Below are 21,259 nucleotides of genomic sequence, written 5' to 3'. Positions count from 1 at the left end.
ACTTTAGGATTTTTTTCTAACTCACTGATTTTTTTATCACATAATCGGTAAAGGTATACTCACTAACTGAAAAGAAATCTTGTGAAGAAGAATAGTTTAATCGTACGCCAGACTTTATAGCATCATTCACAACTTCTTCAAGTTCAACCATGTTTTGAGCTTGAAATACCTTGTCAGAAAACTTATTTAACTTCTCCTTTTGATTCAATGTTAAATTAGCGAGTAATTTACTGGCCTGTACTTTGCTTTGTTTAGGACGATCGATATCCATACTATAATCTAATGCCCCTGCTTCTAGAACCATCTTTCTTAACTGTTGAACAAGATCTTCATCTTCCCAAGTAAGATCTTCAATATGTGAAAGCAATTTTGATTTACCTTTTCCTTGCCGAATATTTAGCACCACTTCTAGGTCTGAATCTCCTTTATGCTTATTTAAAAAGTCCTTTAAATTTTTAGTGCAGCCTGGATTGAGTACAAGTAAGTTATACAATTCCTTATTCAACTCTTTCTGTTTATCAGTTAAGAATAATTCTGACATGTTATAATGAAGTTTATCCATTGCTACTCGTTGTGGAGCTCTTCCCTTCTTATTTGGTATGCTAGGGTTAGCTCCTTTCGATAGGAGAGAGTCTGCATTATCATAGTTACCTATGGCAGCAGCAAGGTATAATGGCGTTTTTCCTCTATTATCCTGTGTGTTAGGATCTGCACCCGCATCTAAAAGTAAATCTATAGCCCGATTTCCTGGGTGGCGGTATTCATCAATATTTGCTCTTGCAACCGCATGTAGTACCGTCGACTCATATGCTCCTCTTTTGAGGTTAAGAATTACTTTTAAATCTTTATTATTTTTATTATCATGTAAAAATTTTTCAAGAGGTTCGGTATTATCAGATAAGCTATGGTAAGAGGTTAAACATCCCAGAGCATTGAGTAACTCTTTATTTAATTTTTTTTGACTTAGAGTAAGATCATGCTCAAGTGCAAACCAAACACAAACCTGTTCTCTTAGTACAAATTTGTTATCCATCAAAGATGGCAGTTCATTATAGTTTCTAATTGATGGCAAATCCCCTAAATACAACATTTCCCTTATCAGTTGATTGCCTAAAGCGTCCTTAGATGATAGATGTTCTATAATGGATTCATACTCAAAATCATATAGTTCTGGTTTAGATTTTGGCTTTAGTCGATTGACGATAGATTTTATCATCCCAGTATAATCACCCATATTTACTCCTCTAAGCTAATACATACAGTATATTATATGCAATATATAATATTAAGTCAATAACTATAATCTTTTCATGTCGTGAAGATCTTATTAAGTTTTTATGGTGAGTACTACTAGTAGGTTAAAAATTGTTTATTAATGAAAGTTTTAGATAGTTTTTGTAATTGCCAGATTAACAAAATTGAGAACTGCTAACTATATTTAATACCATTATCGCAGGGATACGATTTTTTACGCTTTAAAGAAGTGCCAAAACTGCTGAAGTTTTTACAGTAAACCTACGTGTTCAGCAGAATAAACAAACACATGCCAGTATTAGTAGAGAATTATTTATAAGTCAACTAACTTTTTCAAAAAATACTTTAGTAAAAGTACATGCTAGTTAGTGTTATAAAGAATTCAATTATTTACTTCTTCAAAAAAGGTCATACATTTGTAAGAACAAGCCGCGTAAAAATAAGGTTATAAAAATAGAAGGTTTAAATTATTTCAATAAGCTTAGGCAAAACAGTTCGTATGTAGATATGGATGAAATAGGCGATGAAATAGGTAATGATCAAATTTACGCACAGGGCAAACTTAAATCAAAGATGCGATATAAAAAGAAGTAAGACGACTATTTCTTAAGACTAGATCACTGATTAACTGCTCGTTCAGATGGACCTGCCTGCTGAGCAATTGGCTGCTGAACATTACTAGCTAGTTGCTGACTAGGAAGCATCATATCGGAACTATGTTTTACCTCTACATCTACAAGCTCACCGCCAATTTTTATAAGAGAATCTTTATCTGCTGCGCCTTCATCAAAAACAGCATACATCAATTCCGCTTTGTTAGCATCAGTAATTACCTTATACGCTTCACCTTCTTCATATCTTGTCAACTGATCCTTAGCCTCTTTTTTGTCTAATTCTCCCACCTTAGCAAATTTTAGCTCTATTCCAACTGGAGGGCATTCTCCTTTTTCATCAGTAGCATTTATAACCAACATAACATCCAACTTGCCTCCACCACCTATTTGAAATTCAGTAATAACCTTTATATTATCATTGCTGCAACTACTAAATAAACCATGTAACACAGCTTGAAATGTAGCCTCATTTTTTATTAATGATTTAAAAGGATATAATATACGAGAAATTTCTTCAAATAGTTTTTTGTAATCAGCATATTCACCAGATTTTATAGCTCTGCTAAAAGCTGCTTTAAAATCTTTACCTCCGATAATCTGAGTAAAGTTACCTTGTAAAATTTCTTTACCTCTTTTGTATTCGTCCAATGAGTTGTACGTCTTTACTGTGATATCCTTACAGTATTTATTAAATGGATTCCTATTACTTGGTGTACTGCACAAGTCACAGGTTATTTCTTGTATCTGTATGTCATTAACGTTTTGAATTCGCAGAATATTTTCAATAGGAATCCTTTTACCATCTGGCATTCTCAATGCAAATTCATTTTTTTCATTTATGTTGAGTATAAGCACCTTCTTACCTAAAGTTAGCACTATAGTTGTAACACAATCCGCAATACTTTCTTTTGCTGCTTCTGGGCGTTTCTGTGACCCAGTAACCATTTTATCATTTTGATCACAAATAAAAATATGTTTACCTAACTTTTCACGCTTAATAATATTAGAAATAAGTATTAGCTGACCCAAGATCATTCTGCTGACATAATTAATATTATCACTTCCACCATTGCTCCAAACAATTCCATAGTAAAGATACTCTAGCTGTTCTCTTATTACTTTAGCATCTACCGCTTGAGTATAAAGCAACTTTTCTATTACAGAATTACCTTCTCGACTAAGAAAATTTTCTACATCAATTTTAACATTTTCGTGATTAACCATGTCAAAATTTAACCCTACACAAATAGCCTCATTAGCTATAGTAATCATTCTTATAGAGTTAGAAAAATAGCCCTTAACATAACCTCGTGCTTGCTCCAATGCTTTTCTTACTTCTACTGCCTGATCAGTACCTGCTTTAAGCTCAATAATAATGGGAATAGAGCTTATCGACTTATCAGAACCGCGCACAAGTAAAATAATGTCTGCGTAACCTTTTCCGGCAAAAATTTCGAGATAAAGTTTTAGGTGAAAACGATACTTAAAATTTATCAAAAACCCAGCTAAAAAACCATGATGACCTGATTCTTTACCACGGAATGGGATTCCTTTTTCATATTTCTTATAAACATCTGTAATATAATCAAAAACCTTTCTAGCGCCCACTACCACTTTCCGAGAAACTTGATTACTTAATTCTGAAATTAAGCTCTCTAGGTCCCGTTGGTCTTGAGTCTTTTCTATTTGTGTAAATTCTTTTTCTGAATAGTCAGTATTTTTACTAAAAGCTGAATTAACCTTTTCATACTTCACTTCTTTTTTTCCTGTAATTATTATTTCATGCTCTTCTTTTTTTAGTTTATCAAACTCTGCTGCCATTCCCAGTTGCCGTCTTATTTTTTCTAACTCTCCTTGAGAGAACCTTAGATGCCTGTTATCATCAACTTGATCAGACACCGTTATACACTTCAATCCCTCATTAGTTAATACAGCTATTTTTAAAGTCCTATCATCATCAAAACGAAAATAAAGTTTTTTGATACCAATTTTAGTAGCAAGTTCTGTGTCTAATACAGTAGCAAACATACCAAAAAAGAAACTAGGGAAAAAGCCTGGCTTTCCAACCGAATGCAAAAAAGAATGAGACTGATTGATAAACGATTGGAACCTCTTTTGAAAATCTAAGAACTCACTTTTTGATGTATTTTCCACTAACAGAAGCTGCACCAACTCAAGCGGCTTGACATTACTTGGCATATACTCTCCTATTTGCTATGACCTAAAGATTTTACATTATATGGGGCATCTGTCAGACTAAAACTTGATTGTGGCAAAGTATCACTACCCCCACAAGATTGCTCTTTAGAAGCTTCTTCAGCTAATTTAGAAAATACTTGTTCTCCTAACTGCAATTTTTTATCTCCATGAAATAAACTAATTTTTCTTAATACAGAACTTTTAACCTTTTCTATCTCTTCATTACTCATTCCCTTGTTGTTTATGTGCCTTAATATCTCCTCTAATAGTCTTTCTTCATTTCCTTCCTTTCTACTTGGATCGACAATTAAATTTGCTATTGTATATGCAACCGAATAATCTTCAAAAACGGGGAAAATAGACTTGTCTCCATGGCATTGATGAGATCCTACTATATGCTTCCAAACATTCATCATACATTTTTTTGTTTCTTTAGACAAATCTGGATTCTTCAGTACTTGATCTGACAATGAAGCTAAAATTGCGTAACGTTCACATTCAAGCTGACTACACAACTGGCTTAATTCCATAAAAGAATCAAAGTAATACTGATCCATTAGCACATTCAATACTGCATAATAAGTATTTTCCTTATGATCTCTTTCTAGTAATTCTTTCTTTTGTTTATCATTCATTTTGGATAGGCAAAACTCTACAGTGTCTACTTCTTTGTAACCTTTTACTGCAGATAAAGCTGCTTCAATTAACAGATTATCTTGACCACAAGTACTTGGATCATTTTCCAACTTATTGTAGAAGAACTCTATACCTTCTGCCCAATTTTTACGTGAGTTTACCTTTATAGCTTCTCTTAAACCTTCAACTGATTTATATTCGTTTAGTTTTCCAGTTTCCTTATCAATAAGAAAAGACCAAAAAGCTTCTATAGGGCTAGTTTCTTCAATATTTTCCAATAATTCTCTTCTTAGATCATCATCAGATCCATCCTCTTCAAAGGCACTTCTCTTAAATCTCATAAATACTTGTTCAAACAATCCAGGAATCTTATCTTCTAGACAATATTTACATGCCAAGTAATATCTATCTGCAAGATCAAGCGGATTTTCTTTTCCATTTTTATTTTTTTCTTCAGTTAGCCTTTCACCAACAGCTTTATTTTTTAATTTTATTCCATCCCAACAAGAATTATCAGAAAATATATCAGAGAAAAATTTTAGTTTTCCCTCATCAAAATCTTCAATTAATTGAATATAAACCCTTAGCCATCTTTCTACTCTAAGGTGTTTTCTCGCTTTAACTTGATTATCATCGTCTTTAATAGCACATTTTAATATATCAAGTATTTTATTGTAATTGTGATCTAAGCTAGATTCCATACTCACTACCCCCATTTATATTCTCATATAGCTTTTAGTATGCTAAATTATTATTGTCAACAATTATTTTTTTCAAATTTAGCATTTCACAACAGTAAATTTTTTGTTAACATCTTATCATAGATTGAAGACTTTAAGGAATTTATAAAAGATCTACAATCATAAGGAATTTTTCTATATACATTTTGCTTATGCAAAGATAAAGAGCAACATAGTACTTCCATTTGGTTATTTTCTCCTCTTTAGTAACTTAGCAATTATTAAGACATTCTTTTACCTGATCAAGAAACTTGGCTACTTTATCCTTAATTGTAATTTTTAAGAAATACATATATTTAGTGTTACAATGAATTCATTTGTTTACTTTTTCCAAAAGCGCGAAAAAAGTACCTATGTTTGTGAGAACAAATTGCAAAAAATAGGGTTGTGTAAATAAAAATGCAAAATTGTTGCAATAAAGTTAGACAAATTAGTTCGTACACAAATTTAGTAAAAGTAGGCTAATACGGCTAATTTTAGGGTATAGTAAAGTTACTATAAAGAAAAGTTCGCACGGATCTAGTGGTAGACCATGCCATCCCAAGAAAAACACTTCTCACCGCCCTTGGTTTTGAGTGGTAGAAATGGTTATATTATTTAATTCATTAGCAATATATAATATTAAATTAATAGTAATTCATTTGACAATAAGTATTAAGATAAACTTATAAAAAACAGAATTTAAAATAAACAAAACGTCATGTATCTCTCATATTAAGAGGCTTTTGTTGAGAGTTATTCAAGTCTAAAAAAAATTTTCAAATTGAGGATTGATAAAACCTAAAAACGTGATATCTTGCTTGAAATGGCATCAAGTTACTATAGTGTATGTTAGACGTAACAGTTTCCATTTTTTTCCATTCATAAAGAGGTGATCATGCTACGTTCAGATATTCCAAAAGTTTTATTTTCGTCTATTAAAGAGGATGATCCTTATAGAGCATCTAAGCTTTTTCAAATTGAACGCTGGTGCTATGCAAATTGGCATCTGCACCAAAAAAGTGGCAAAAAAGGACGTAATTTTCTTGCACAGGTATTGTCTAGTGAGGATTGTTGGAAAAAAGTAGACAATTTACATGGAGTTAAGCTTGATAGGCAAGTCGTAGGCAAAAAGTTAATTGCGCCAGATTCAGGTAATCTCTTTGATAAGTATGCCATTGCCTGTCGTTGCTGTCTAGAAGAAGATATTATTGCTTTGTTTGAGGAAAGAAAAGAGGAATTATCAGCTCAAGGTAAGAGTAGTCTATTGGAGTATGAGCACTTAGTTAGGTGTTGCGGATCTGGTCTTTTAGCGCAGTTTTGGTCACATTTTGTTAGTGGTTACATCTCTAAACTAAATTTAGATGGCTGTCATCCATATGAGTACGGGCTTAAATGTGCTGTGAGTCTTAAGCAAGAGCAGGCAGTGGAATTCTTCTGGAATAAAATAAAATCATTACCTGAAAGTGAGATGAGCGAACAGAAAAAGGATGAAATCTTGATGAAGACAGCAGTATATGTAGCAGGGAACCGTTGTAATAGTTATCCTGAAATATTCGAGTTTTGTTTTAGTCAAATAAGTCCTGATAAATATCCAGAACTTCTAAAAAGAGACTTAGCTGAAAATGGTTATTATGGTAGTCTAAACACGCTACAGGGTGCACTTCGCTTTGATCAATTTCAGGAATTATTTGATTGTTTAAAGCCAAATGATGTTCCAGAAGATGATTATAATATCTGGTTAGACATGGAAATCAAAAAACATTCAGAGCCTTATGTAAGTGAAAGTGTAAAGCTTTTTATGCATATGTGGATGAAGGAAGGATTTGATAGCCATCGTGCTTTAGTGATAAGAGAGGAACTAGAGGATAAATCACCTCTTTTCTGTACAGTTTTATTAACACCTTTAGTAGAAAAGGGCTGTATGGAACCAGTATGGGCGTTATTAAATAAAGCTAATTCTGATCAGGTTAAAGAGTTTATGTGTTCTAAACAGGCAGGCTACATACGATCTATATTGGAAAAAAGAGATGCTGATTCATTGAATAAGTTTCTAGCATATAGAAAGTCTACAGATGAAGAGTTCACTAGCTTAACTGAAGTTGAATTAAGCAAAGCATGTGAGCAATTAGGGTTAAGCAATTAAGGTATTATAAGGCAATTCTATAAAGTAGGTGGTGGTTTCTTGTTACTACTTTAGCTTCTGTCAAAAAGATGTTGCATTGTAATACAAATGTTATATACACAAGTCAGCATGTAGGCAAAAATAGCTTTTATTATTGATATCTCTGATGGTTATACAATAAGCTTGGTATAGTGGGTTTAGTATAATATAATGAAGGGGGTTTATGTTCAAGATACAATATCCAACAGATCATCTAAAAAAAGAAGATGTTAATTCAAAGATTACTGAATTATCGGATGAAGTGCAATATATAGAGCAAGCTAGAGAATTTTCTCAACTTAAGCGTTATCGGAGATCTGATGTTGATTCCGAAAGTGGAAGTCAGATTAAGAGAATCGATGTTCCAGGAGACGGTAGTTGCTTGTTTTGGTCTGTTACTATGGCTTACTTAATACCCGTCAGAAACGACGATGCTTTATTTCGACAAAGGTATGAAGTACTATTTGGAAATGATGGAACTGTAACCCAAAATTTAGATCATATTAGAGGTTTGGTTCGGAATTTAGGTGCTGCGAATTATGATGATACATTTGCAAATTTAGTAAGAAACTTATTTCGTAATCGAGTAGTTGATCACATAAGTTCTTATAGAAATGAGTTCAGAGATTTTGTTGAAGGTGATTTTGAGCGTTACTTGGAAAACATGAGGAACCCTGATACTTGGGGAGGTGAACCTGAAATAAGAGCAATGAGTGGAATGCTTAGCGCAACGATTAGTGTTTCTGGTGAAGTTGAGACTCAATATGGTAATGGGGATATTCAAATACAATTATTTCATGTTGGTGCACCAGGTAAACGAAACCATTATAATTTTGGTCTTGAAAGGAATATTATTGATAATGATAAAGAGCTTGCAAAAGGCTTAAAAAGAGTCATGGGTAAAGTAAGACCACAAGACTTTGAGTTAATACAGTTATTGATAGAGGAAGCAGATAAAGAAGTTGGTATAAGCCGGCAAGATGAGGATTTTAAATCTTTTGAACCGAGATTTCAGTCATTTGTGGATCAGATTCCATCTTATTTACACTCTGTAGAAAAAGCAGGGTTTTTTACACACTTCTTCCTAGGTAGTTTTTCTACTTTGTTGGATACAGAGATGGCAAAAAAGCTAGACATCAAGGAGATTTATTTTAGCTTTGACGGTGCAAAGACTTTGAAGGTAGCTATTATAAAAAATGGTGAAATGAAGAGTCAAAAAGATGTGATCGATAAAGTAAAATTATTTGTTATATCAGAAAGTGGTTCTCATTCTTACACTCAAGAGTTTGATCAAGGTGAATTGAAGGAGGTATTAGGCAAGCTTTACTCTCTTATTGAAAATAACCTAGATAAAATTAAAGTTAAATCAATAAAAATCATTAAAGATGCCGGTCATCAGGGAGAAATAGTTGTTGATGTGAAAGATAAAGGAGTAGACATAGAACATAATTCTGAAGTTCAATTTAAAAAAGTGAGAAAAGGGTTATGGAGGGATCCCGAAGTCGATATAGCGAAGCTAGCTATTTCCAATCAGCGAACAGTTAAAGCATCTTTAAGGAGAATTCTTGATAAGATTTACACAATTCACTCCGAATATGCAGACTCACTAATCTATGCTAGCAGAGCACGTGAAGCAGCACATCATGGATTTATGGTAGGCGTTTTCATGAATTTCCACTATAGGTATAATCTTAGAGTTTACCCAGAGCAATTTGCAGGAAGGGGTTATGCAGATATTATCTTGCTGGCTCGTGGTCCTGATCGTGCATTGGATTCTATTCCCATTATTATTGAATTAAAAGCGGGAGCAGGTTCTAATGCTACTCCAGATAAGGCTTTGCAGCAAGCAGAAAAGTATGCACAAGGCTTTCAACCAAATGTTCAGCGAGTTCTAACCACTGCAGATGACATTTTATGTGTTGGTGTCAATCTTGATAATCCATCTCCTATCTCTGATATTAAAGTATCAAATCGTGGAGAAGAAATAATTCCTCTTTTTCAAGATATGCTAAAATCTGCTGATGACTGGGATACGCAAAGGATTGGAACAATAGAATTAAAGGGACAGGTGAAAGATAATCTAGAACGTATTTATCATACGTTTCCTGGTACACCTGAGAAGGGAGATAATCATTATTTTAGTAGGTTTTTACTAGGGCAATCACTATTGTTAAATAGAGTTGAAGATTTAAAAACTGGTTTTAAAAAATACATTTTTATCTATGGAGACAATATACCTACTGAAGTGCATCCTAATCTTCGTAGGCTTAGACGTCCAGCAGCTGAAAGAGCCAGAGAAAGATTGTCAGCTAATCTTGATGCAAGCCATGCAGTTGTAACGATGGTGCTCATTCCAGAAAATATAGAGAAGTTGGTTTATGTGATAAATATTATTGAAGCTAATAGAAAAGATGTTCTGAACATGCTAAATGAAGTGCTCCCTCTTGAGAGGTTAAACAGAGAAATAGGAAATAGAGAAATAGTCGAATTAAATCTTAATTTTGATACTAGATACAAGTCAGATTTTAAAAGATATCTTACTGTTTGGACTGAAAAATATAATTCTTTACAAGAATACAACAATGGAGCTGAGAGATTTCAAGGTACTTTCAAAAAAGTTACTTATCCTAATGAGTTAAAAGAAACATTTGATAAAGCACTAGATATCCAATCCTTATCAATAAGAGGATATAGTAGATTATTAGAAAAAATTGGAGAAGGAATCTTTCCTTTTAAGAGTCTCGTTAATAAAGAAGCTCATTTCCAGGGAATATTGAATGGAGTGTTTAGTTATTATAGTGACTTAAAATTACAGGAATCACCAGAAACTAGAGCATTAGTTTTAACTGAGTTTCAAACTGGTAGAGGGGAACGTATTGACATGCTAGTTCATGGTATTAAGTTTGTGGCTCAAGGTGGAAATGCTGAGGAGTACACTCCAATAGGGTTAGAACTTAAGGCATCAAGGCAGGGTAAAGGGGCTCAAGCTTTATTGAGGGAAGCAAATGATCAAATAAATGAAGAGTACAAAGAAGGTGTTACCTATAAAACACTTACAGATGGTGATGAGGTAAAATTTATCGGTGTTGTTTTCGATAAAGGATCTAATAATCCGAATAAACTTATTTTAACAAGTAGGACAACCGAGGAAGGATTTATTCCTGTTGGAGTAGTTCATAGTTCACATCATATGTTGCCTACTGTAGGGCAGTGTTCTAAAAGAAAATCTTCATCGCCGGAGTATCCACCAAGTAAAAAGCCAAGAAGAGAAAGAAGTGTAAGTATGGCCTGCATAGATTCGTTTGATGAAGAAAAGATTACAAAGGAAGAAAAAAAGCAACGTGTTAAAGAGCTATTTGATATTGATAATGCTAAGGATTTAACTAATGAAATTGTAGATATAGGTCGTGAGCAAGTGTTTGATATGATAGGCAATGCTGATAGGACTGATGTATATGTAAAAGTAAAAGATAACAATGGTAATGATAAAAAATTGATAATAGGTGATATTATAGAAATGAAGAATGCAGAAAGATATTTTGTAGATGATTATAGTGATGGTATTGAGATCTTAGTAAAAGTAGGCAGAGATAAGGATCGCGTTATAAAAGAAAAAATAAAAGGACAAAATATTGAGTATTATTTAAGCATCGATGGCTATGAAGTAAAATTCGATGATATAATTAAAAATTTTACTACAGATGCAGAAAGAGAGAAAATTCATAATAAATTACATCAACTATCAAATGATAAGCAGTTGTTAGAGAATAAAAAATACATTGAAGATATAGGTGATGTTCAAACTAATCAAGATTACTCTAATATTGTAGAGGAAATTAAACAGAACTTGCTAGCAAAAGGTGTTAGGGAAGATACTTTTGATACGTTTAAAAATCATTTTGATGATCTTGGTGAAAAAGTTTTTGCAGATTATATTAGTAATGTAGAAAGCAGCCTTCAAGAAAAAGGAATTGCATTTGATCGTGATAAATTTGATTCAGCGAAAATAAAAGGAGCAAAAGGTGGAAAGTTTTTTTCCATGATGGCTATATATGACTTGCTTGATAGTATAAGTGATACAGCAACACTTGGACGACATGATAATAATGCTTTAAAGCAAGTATTTGGTATCAATGGTATACTAGATGCTATGGATGATGTTAGGACAAGCGTAAGTATTTCTCCTAATAGTAAAGTGGGAAAATTGATTAGTAAGGTACCACAGCCTGTACGTCAAACGTTTGTTAAGATTATCAGTAATCCTATAGTTCAAAGTATTACATTTGCAACTATTGCTTATCAATTTGGATATAGTATAAACGAAATAGCTCAAGGTAATCATCATCCACTAAATTATTATTGGACAGCTAGTAGTGGTATAAAACTAGCAAGCATGAGTATAAGGCCTATAAGTGCAGGAGTTAGTTTTACAATAAAAAGTGTAAGTGCTACTACTAAGATTTTAAGAGGGTTATCTGCTGCAGGCAAAGTTTTAGGTAGGATGTCAGTATTTACTATGGTTCCTGATATTGTGTTTTCATTGCATCAGTCCTTATACAGTAGAACAATGGAAGCGCAAGCAATAGCAGCACAAATTCCTATATCTAATATCGATCGTACTAAAATATTTTTTTCAAATTCCGAAAAAGCAATATACGAAGACTATATAAGGATAAAGGGTTATTTAAATACTGTGAAAAGCAATGCCATAAATTACCTTAATTCTGACCCTAATATAGCTGCAGTTGTACAATATGTTTCTTCCATTCAGGAAAAGTACCATGAGGTAATTACTACCATTAAAGAAAGGACCATTTGTATGGGTAGCGGGATTGGTTGCAATACTGTGTGGGAGTGTGAATTAGAAAAAAAATATGATGGCATCTCCTTTGATGTAACTTCTAATATAAAAACTGATTTATCTTCATTAAATATATCTAGACCTCTCTACTTAGAATTTTATCAGCTGGATGACATAGGCGCTACAAGATTTAAGAGTACTAAAAAATATGAAGAGTTTCTTGCAAAACAAGAAAAGAAAAAAGTTTATTTGATTAGTAAAGAGGCAAAGTACCTTCCCCATATAACTCAAGACGAGTACAATAGCGGGCTGAGAGTCGTAATGGCCCCATCAGGACATTTAATACCACAACATCAATGTAGTGGCATAATTAATGAACAACGTATATTCCGGCCCTACGCTTTGGATAAGGTATATATGCCTTGCAATACTGGCAAAACCTATAGAAACTGTCAAGAGAGCTTTACTCTCTCAGGTGAACCTTTTATTTTTACTAGTCCAACAATAAAAGATCCTAGTAATACAAAAAAGCAAACCTTTCCTAAAGGATCAGTATTATACATTTCAGGACCGAAAACATTGACAGCAGCTGCAAATTATCCAGCAGTAATGCATATTCCAGAGGGTAGTAATATACGTTATATTGGCTCTAAAAACAATGAAACTATTTTTATTATTAATAATTCTATGTCTGGTACCCTCAAAGGTGGAGCAGGAAAAGAAAATACTCTAGTAATGAATGTTAAAGCTAATAATATCGCTGCAAATTTGCATAGTGGAACTATACGTTATGGTAATAGTAATAACATAAGATTGGTTAACACATATAACTATGTATCTAACTCTGACAACAAGCAAAATATTACTACTCACTGTGAAACGAGATTAATTAATGTAAAAAACGCGGAAGTTTGGCAAAATTCATCTAACTGCACAGATAAAGATTATGAAGTTAGAGTGGTCAACAAAGAAAATGTACATCACAGAGGATTGAAGCAAACAGTGTTTATTATTAATGAAAACAGTGATAGTGCTAGGATAGTAAGTGATTTAGGCAGTACAGGAAAAATAAAGGGGAATATTGACGTAATAAGTGTTCAAGTTGCTAATATCACACAGTGGGGAATAAGTGAAGATATAGAAAAGGTCGGCTATAGCTTAGATCTTTTAGCTAATGATACACAAAGTATTGTTTCAAGTACTAAAATCGATGATTTTAAAAATCTAATAATTCAAGTAAACTGTAGTGGAGTAACAGAATCTGTTGCAATACAAGACAAGTCTTTGTTTGATACGGCGGAGGATATTAGGTATCAAAAGTTGAAAAATTCAGGCAATGATATTAGTGGAGAAGTTATACAGGATAGTGAAAAGAAGTTAAAAGCATTTATACAAGCAAGTATTCTAGGTCAAGAATTGCCTAGCACTTACCAAATTGCAAAAGATATTGCTAGTAAGAGTAATTTGGACATACCAATATCTCAAATAGAAGTCATCAAAAATCACATGGGAATACCTAGTGAAAAAGTGATAATTGCTGATATGTACTCAGGTCAGGTAGTTGTTGATTTTAGCTATAATAATTCTGATGTTACAAGTAGTTATCAGAAATATCATAATAATGGAGGAAGCCTTAATTATGATCGCTATATGGTAGCATGTAATCACTATCAAGATGTGACGGTAGAAGGAGAAAAAGGGCAACATCAGTATGTTATCAGACTACCAGATACATTAAATCACGAAATCTCGTTATTCCCCATAAGACTTAATTTAAAAATAAAAAGCAAAGCAGTGCCTTATCAGAACGTACCTTACAATATTATTGATTTTGCTGGGTTGAATGTAACAGATATTGATAGTATAGGTATAGAAGAAGGTGAAAGGAGTTATATAAATGAATGTTATAACAAATCAATCTCTGACCTTACAGAGGACAGTTTAGAGATAAAAGATATTACAGTACTTGATAGCAAAGGTACTAAGTGGTCTTTGTCTATTGGTTTAGTTGATTACTTTAAAAGTCCAGAGCATCAGCAAATTGTATTACAAATGAACAATAAGCTTTATAAAATTGACAGTACAAATTTAAAGCTTGAGCATGTAGAGATGGATCCTAACTCTTTCAGATACTATCAGCCAGATGAACAAGGATTACAGATTTATCATAATCAACCTATTGACAAGAATGATGTTGGGTTGGTTGATTTTAGAGATAAGTCTATATTGGGTTTTGATATGGAGATTGTTGATGATAGTTTAGTGCTATCATATGGAAATAGTACCATTGCAAAAGTGGAGAATTGGAGTAATTATCAGCCTGCAAGAGAAATGATGTTCGCTTTTAATGATACAATGGTTTCTAATGCGGAATGCATATTCTCTGCTTGTAATTCAGAAGATATTATAGAGGACTTTAATAAGGAGAAAGTGACTTTATTAAAGGAGCAAATGTTTGATGCTATAGTGCGAGATAATATTAATGAAGCTAAAGATTTAATTAGAAAAATTGAAAGTATTAATATTGAAAGTAGGCATGAATTAACACCTTTGTACGTTGCTATTCAAGCAGGTAGGCTGGACATAGTAGAAATTCTTTTTGATAGGAAGCATTTTAGTGTTAAAGATAAAGACATCCATCCCCTGCACTGGGCCGCTCAGCAAGGCAATTTGAATATAGCTAAGTTTCTTGTGGATCAAGGTGCTGATATTGGAGCTAAAGATAATAATGGTAGAACTCCTCTGCGTGTAGCCGCTTATAGTGGTGACCTAGATATGGTCAAATTTTTTTTTGATAGGAACATGAATATTGAGGTTAAAAATAATGATCCATATAAGGTGATGGGAGTAGTTGAGGGCGTAAAGAACGAAATTATTAACCAAGCAGATACTGCACCTAATGTAAAAAGATGGGCAGAGTTTTTTGTAGAGAAGTTAAGATATTCAATAAAAAGTGTAGCAAAAGAGAAGCTAAAGGATGGCATGTTGCATAATAGGTATAGTTCAGTTAATGAACTTGCTAATGAAATTTATAAATCAGATGGAAAGCTGTTTGATGATATAATTAAAGAAGTTGTAGATGATGCATATGGAAGAGTAGATACGAAAAAAATATTAAGCTGTGTACATAATCATGGTGATATTGGTCAGTTGATTTCAGGTTACATAGCTGTATTTGATGCAATGCAAAAGAGTGGTGATCTAAATGATAATGCAATATTTAAGTTAGCTTCTTACATTAAAGAAGCAATGGAGATGAAGGATTATCCTAATGTTCCTTTAGAAAAAAGATCTAGCCTTGAAAAGCTAGAAAATAGATTACCAAAATCAGTAAGGAATGCAATATTTGCTTCAAAAGTATGTATTAAGAATGTTTATCAGGGTGAATATTTATATGCTGCTAACAAATGTTTCAATTATGATAATGACAGACGAATGGCATTTACTTGGACTCCAAAGAATGAAAAAAATGATAAGTTTAGGTGGAAGATTAAACTTGATGGTGACAATTTTTATATAGTGAATGTTGCATTTAATGAAACCTTGTATGCTGCTAGTAACTATTTTAATTATGATAATGATAGACGAATGGTATTTACTTGTATTTCAGGAGGAAGAGTTGCACGAGATGTGTGGAAGCTTGGACCTGATGGTGATAACTGTTCTATAATGAATGTTAAGCTTAATGAATATTTATATGCTGCTAATTATGCTAAATATGACAATGATAGGCGTAGAGTATTTACTTGGATTCCAGGAGGTCAGGTTCCGCAAGGGATGTGGGTGATTGAAGATTGTGGGTCTAATGTAAGAAAAGTGAGAAATGCAGATGCTGGTTCTAGTTTAGATATAGTAAAGGTTTCAAGGCAAGCACAATTAGATCATGCATTGTTGAATGTAACAAAAGTTGGCAATATTAGTGAAGTAACAGGCCTTGTTAATCAAGGAGCTAATGTTAATACTGAAGACAGAGATGGTAATACCCCTGCACGCAATGCTGTATTAAAAGGTCACTTTGGTATATTTAAATACCTTGTTGAAAATGGTGTTAGTTTAGAGGGTAAAGATCATCGTTGTGGTCCCTCTATATGTGATGCTTCTTATAGTGGTAATTTGGATATACTAAAGTACCTTATTAGCAAATGTGTTGATATTAATGATACTGATAAAAATGGTTGGACACCGCTACATTTTGCTGCATGGAGAGGCTACTTAGAAGTTGCTAACTTTTTAATAGAAAAGGGTGCTGATATTAACGCTGAGAACATTTTTGGCAGAAAACCTATACACATTGCCGCTGAAAACAATAACAAAGACATTATAGATTTTTTTCTCAGCAAGGGAATGAGCATCGATGATTTTGATAGATATGGTCGAACACCACTATACTGTGCTTCTTGGAATGGTCACTTGGGTATAGTAAAGTACCTTGTAGATAGGGGAGCTGACGTTTATACTCAAGACAAAGGTGGTAAAACATTGCTGGATATTGCTACTGATCAAAAACACAATAATATTGTAGAGTATTTAAAACAAGTGCAATTAGATAAAGAATTATTGATTGCAGCACAATATGGAAATCTTAGCAAAGTTGAAGATCTTGTAAGTCAAGGGGCTAGCTTAAGTGCTAAGTATAGCGATGGCCGAACTCTTATGCATTGTGCTGCTTATGGGGGCGAGCTAAATGTAGTAAAATATCTTGTGGTAGGTGAAAAGAGTAGTTTAAAAATTAAAGATAATAGTGGTAGAATTCCCCTTCACTATGCTGCTTACAATGGTAAACTAGATATAGTAAAATATTTTATAGACGAAGAAAAAATTGATGTTAATATTAAAGATCATGGTGGCTGGGCGCCTCTATATTATGCTTCTTGTAGTGGTTATTCTAATGTAGTAAACTACCTTGATAAAATACATAATTTAGATTTGATAAGTAACTTACAAGAAAATTCTGCGTCTTTAGAAATCCCAAATAGTAATAACATTGAGGTTCAAGACAAACTTGGTAGAACCCCCTTACATCTTGCTGTCAAAGCAGGTGATCTGAGCAAAATAAACCTTCTTTGTGATTATGGTGTTAATATTGAAGCTCAAGACAATTTTGGTTGTACACCAATTTTTTTCGCTATTCGATCAGGAAAATTGAATGTAGTGAGTCTTGTTCTTTATTATGGTGCTAATATTAATGCTCAAGATATGTATGGTTCTACGCCTTTACACTATGCTGCTCAAGAAGGTAACTTAGGTATGATTCAGCTTCTTCTTAGTAGATGTGCTAGGATTGAGCTTCTAGATAGGAATGGTTGGACACCTATACTTTTTGCTGCTCGAGAAAGTAAATGGAATGCAGTAGAACTTCTCGTTAGTAAGGGTGCTAAATTTAATAATGAAATAACGTATCAGGGAACACCTTTACATTTTGCTGTTCGAGAGGGTAATTTGGATACGGTTAAATTTCTTATTGATAAAGGTGCTAATATTGAGTCTCAAGACGACTATAATAACAAACCTTTACATCTTGCTGTTAGGGTGAACAGATTGGATATAGTAAAATTTCTTCTTGATAAGCACGCTAACATTGAGGCTAAAGACATGGATGGTGATATACCTTTAGAATTGGCTATTCAAAGTGGTTACAAAGATATAGAGGAAGTTTTAAGGCAAGCACAATTAGATCTAGATAAAGAATTATTGAATGCTGCAAAAAGCGGAGACCTTGATAAAGTTAAAGAATGTATAAAACGGGGTGCTTATATTAATACTAAGAGTAGTAATGGAAGGACTTCTCTACACTGGGCTGCATTTGAAGGTTGCTTACCAGGAGTAGAGTATCTTATAAAGGAAGTTGCTGACATTAATGCTAAGGATAACACTAGTAGGGCTCCTCTACACTATGCTGCTAGAAATGGTCATTTAGATGTAGTAAAATACTTTATAGAAGAAGGTGCTAACTTTGATGTTAAAGATAAAGATGATAAAACACCGTTGGATCTTGCCTCTTGGCAAAAACATAATGATGTTGTAAAATATTTAGAGGAAATCAAAGAAGAAAAAGATAGACCTGCACAACGCAAACGCCGTCATCACCATGGAGATCATAGTCGTCATCATAATCACTTATCGCGTAAACCTCTTGCTATAGATTTAGGTGATCGACCTGAGATAGCAACAAGTAGTGGAGCAAGACCATCTTCATGGATAAATAATTTGTTTAGTTGGGTAAAAAGCTCTGTAGGTGGATTATTAAATTCTAAACCTACATTACCTGAGGAAACATCAAGCACTTCAAGTCCAATATCACAAGTAGATGCAAAAATGGATGTAAATGGTTCAATAATGTTATTTGACTTATTGATTAGAAGGGTTACAGGTCAGAAGTATATTTCCACAGTAGTTCAGTCTATATCACCATTAGAAGCACAGGGCTATGCATTAAATATTATAGAGGAATTTGAGAAAGTAGTAGAGCAAGCTGGATTAAAAAGTGGTGTATCAATGCACCGGTTAAATATTGATTATATGGGAATGCAGAAAGAGATTACTAGAAAAGTCATGAGTGGTAAATTTGATGAGGTTTCAGGGATTTTAAGCTCATATGTAGAGAAAGCGTGCCCTGGTAGAGAAGCAGGATGCCCTGGTAAATTAAGCGAGAAAAGGTTTAATGAGTTTATGGCTAAATTTAATAAAGGATTAGATGTAACATTAAATCAATCAATAGAGCAGATATTACACAATGGAGGTGATACATTAGAGGTTAATAATATAGAAGAACAGCAAGGACCTAGGAGTTATTTAAATAATACTTCTATTCAAGGCCATTTGACTAGGAATAAGGTTAAATTAATTTCTTAATCTCATCTAAAGAAAGGCCGGTTATTTCAGCGATAACATCAATAGATACACCGGCCTTGAGTGAGTTTTTTGCAACTTCAATTTTACCTTCAATTTTACCTTTTTGATGTCCGATGAGGATGCCTTCATGAAGTTTTTCTTCAAGACTAGATAAATAATCATCGGTACGTTTCTTAGCTTGGTCATAAGCAAGACGTTCTTCTTTACTCCAATTATATTGGTTCAGCTCATCATAAGCCCTGCCAATAATTAAATCACTTCCTATTATTTTTTTTAGATCATCTTCACTTGTTTCACCGGCGTGTTTAAAAAAATAACACCATTTCTCTACTACATTTTCTAATTGATCTTCTCTTTTTTTAAATTTAGGTAACTCTATAAAAGTAAAACTAAAGTCTTTGAGATCATGTTCAAAAGTTATCTTATCAAAAGTAACATGATCAGACTTATAAGCTAGCTTATTAGGAAATAAGATAAAATCGGCAATGGCAATAAAGATAACGCCTTTAAGATCATGATACTGATCACCTACATCAGCTTGACTTGAATAGGCCTTAGCGGCATAGTATTGGGCACGTTTTTCAAAGCCAGTAGTTTTAGCGACTTGCATCTCAATTATTGTTTTTATGCCTGTAGAATCAACACAGAGAACATCAACAATGCTTTGCTTTTGAGAAGCAATGACAGGGTCTTGAATGGGACTGAGAAAGGAGACATCTTTAATCTTATTGTCATCGGTAAGACCTAGTATATCATTAAGAAAGTGAATAAGAATATCTTTATTTTTTTCGGTACCAAAGATACGGCGAAAAGCTATATCATTGCGAGCATCAAGAAACTTCGAAAGAGCCATGAGAAAGTAAGTTAAAAAGTATTAATGATTATACACAATTGTGAAGAAATGTTCAACGTTTTTATGCTGAAGTCTATTAAAGTGGTAAATTTAGCTAAATTTCAAGAGTTGGCAAAAAACTACCTTCATAGATGACCCTAGAATGCTACTACGCATCTTAGACGGTCCCTTTCTATATCTTTTTATCACCCTTCTGTAAAGTGCCTTAAAAGACCAGCAAATGGATATCATGAATTTAAAGCTGTGGGAGACATCAAATTGGTGTATAAAAACACGAATCTACAACGACATCGCTTAAGGAAATCAGTATCTATTAATATATTAATTTATTCATAAAAAAATAAATAAAAAAGATTGAGAAATTGATTTGACTTCACTCGGAAGCTATGGCTTCATGCCAATGCTGATAAAAAAACAGCAGTAAATAATTAAAAACAATTTGTTGTTAGTGAAAGGTAAATTATATGAATAAAAGTAAAGAAGAAATAGAATTCAGAATATTAGAAAGCAAAGGTAAAGCACTACTTGATCGTGAAATAATGGAAACGTTTCTAAGTGCAGTACATGAAAGGCCACAAGCTCAAGAAATTGCTAAAAATCTGGTGAATACCTATACGGGAGTAGGAAGGATTTTAGGTAGAGAAATGGATGACCTGAAAGTTATAGAAGGAGTAACTGACTCTGCAGTAGCAATGATTATGTGCGTTAAGGAAACACTAGAAAGGGTACTGAGAGAAAAGCTCAAGAGTGAGCCAATAATGGACTTACAAGGGCTAGTAGAGTACTTAAACGTAAGTATAGGCCACTCAGAAAGGGAATGTGTAAAAATACTGTACTTGAATAAAAGACGCCAATTAATTGGAGAAGAATCCTATATTGGTGAAATGGAAAAAGCACCAGTATATATAAAGGAGATTATAAGAAAAGCATTAATAAAAAATGCAACATTAATAATAATGTCACACAACCACCCTGGGGGAAGTTTAGAGCCTTCAGAAGAAGATCAAGAAGTAACGAAGAGCTTAGCAGCAGCATGTAGTACTGTAAGCGTAAAATTGTTTGACCATATTATCATCACAAGTGGAGGCTATTTCAGCTTTCGAGAAAACGGATTGTTATAGCAGAAAGTATTTGCAAATCTACTCACTATAATTTATAATGAGTAAT

General features: G+C 33.3%; 7 protein-coding genes. 3 read left to right on the top strand and 4 right to left on the bottom strand.

Going from position 1 to position 21,259, the window contains the following annotated elements:
• Positions 1 to 16: 16 nt before the first annotated feature.
• From ABWU55_RS03065 to ABWU55_RS03055, 3 genes are all read right to left on the bottom strand, one after another.
• Entirely contained in the window at positions 17 to 1,234 is a 1,218-nt protein-coding gene (locus ABWU55_RS03065; protein ID WP_353286514.1) for an ankyrin repeat domain-containing protein, read from the bottom strand.
• A gap of 637 nt (positions 1,235 to 1,871) precedes the next feature.
• Entirely contained in the window at positions 1,872 to 4,067 is a 2,196-nt protein-coding gene (locus ABWU55_RS03060) for a hypothetical protein (protein WP_353286513.1), read from the bottom strand.
• Positions 4,068 to 4,075: 8 nt separating this feature from the next.
• A complete protein-coding gene (locus ABWU55_RS03055) occupies positions 4,076 to 5,404 on the bottom strand; it encodes a hypothetical protein (RefSeq protein ID WP_353286512.1) in 1,329 nt (442 codons plus the stop codon).
• Between the two features lie 916 nt (positions 5,405 to 6,320).
• Between ABWU55_RS03055 and ABWU55_RS03050 the strand changes: the two genes are divergently transcribed.
• Positions 6,321 to 7,568, top strand: a complete 1,248-nt coding sequence (locus tag ABWU55_RS03050; RefSeq protein WP_208571571.1) for a hypothetical protein — start codon at positions 6,321 to 6,323, stop codon at positions 7,566 to 7,568.
• 202 nt (positions 7,569 to 7,770) lie between these two features.
• A complete protein-coding gene (locus ABWU55_RS03045) occupies positions 7,771 to 19,239 on the top strand; it encodes an ankyrin repeat domain-containing protein (RefSeq protein WP_353286511.1) in 11,469 nt (3,822 codons plus the stop codon).
• On the opposite strand, the gene ABWU55_RS03040 is transcribed toward ABWU55_RS03045, so the two are convergent.
• Positions 19,223 to 20,092 (bottom strand): Rpn family recombination-promoting nuclease/putative transposase, encoded by an 870-nt coding sequence (locus ABWU55_RS03040; RefSeq protein WP_208571569.1) that lies wholly within the window; start codon positions 20,090 to 20,092, stop codon positions 19,223 to 19,225. The genes ABWU55_RS03045 and ABWU55_RS03040 overlap by 17 nt on opposite strands.
• A gap of 464 nt (positions 20,093 to 20,556) precedes the next feature.
• On the opposite strand from ABWU55_RS03040, the gene ABWU55_RS03035 reads away from it, so the two are divergent.
• On the top strand, positions 20,557 to 21,213 hold the full coding sequence (locus ABWU55_RS03035) for a RadC family protein (RefSeq protein WP_155968723.1): 657 nt from the start codon (positions 20,557 to 20,559) through the stop codon (positions 21,211 to 21,213).
• Positions 21,214 to 21,259: the final 46 nt, after the last annotated feature.

This window comes from Wolbachia endosymbiont (group A) of Crataerina pallida (assembly GCF_964028475.1).
GTDB classification, from domain to species: Bacteria; Pseudomonadota; Alphaproteobacteria; order Rickettsiales; family Anaplasmataceae; genus Wolbachia; species Wolbachia pipientis.
The sequence above is the reverse complement of the archived record's forward strand: the minus strand, read 5'-3'. Positions and strand labels throughout refer to the sequence as shown.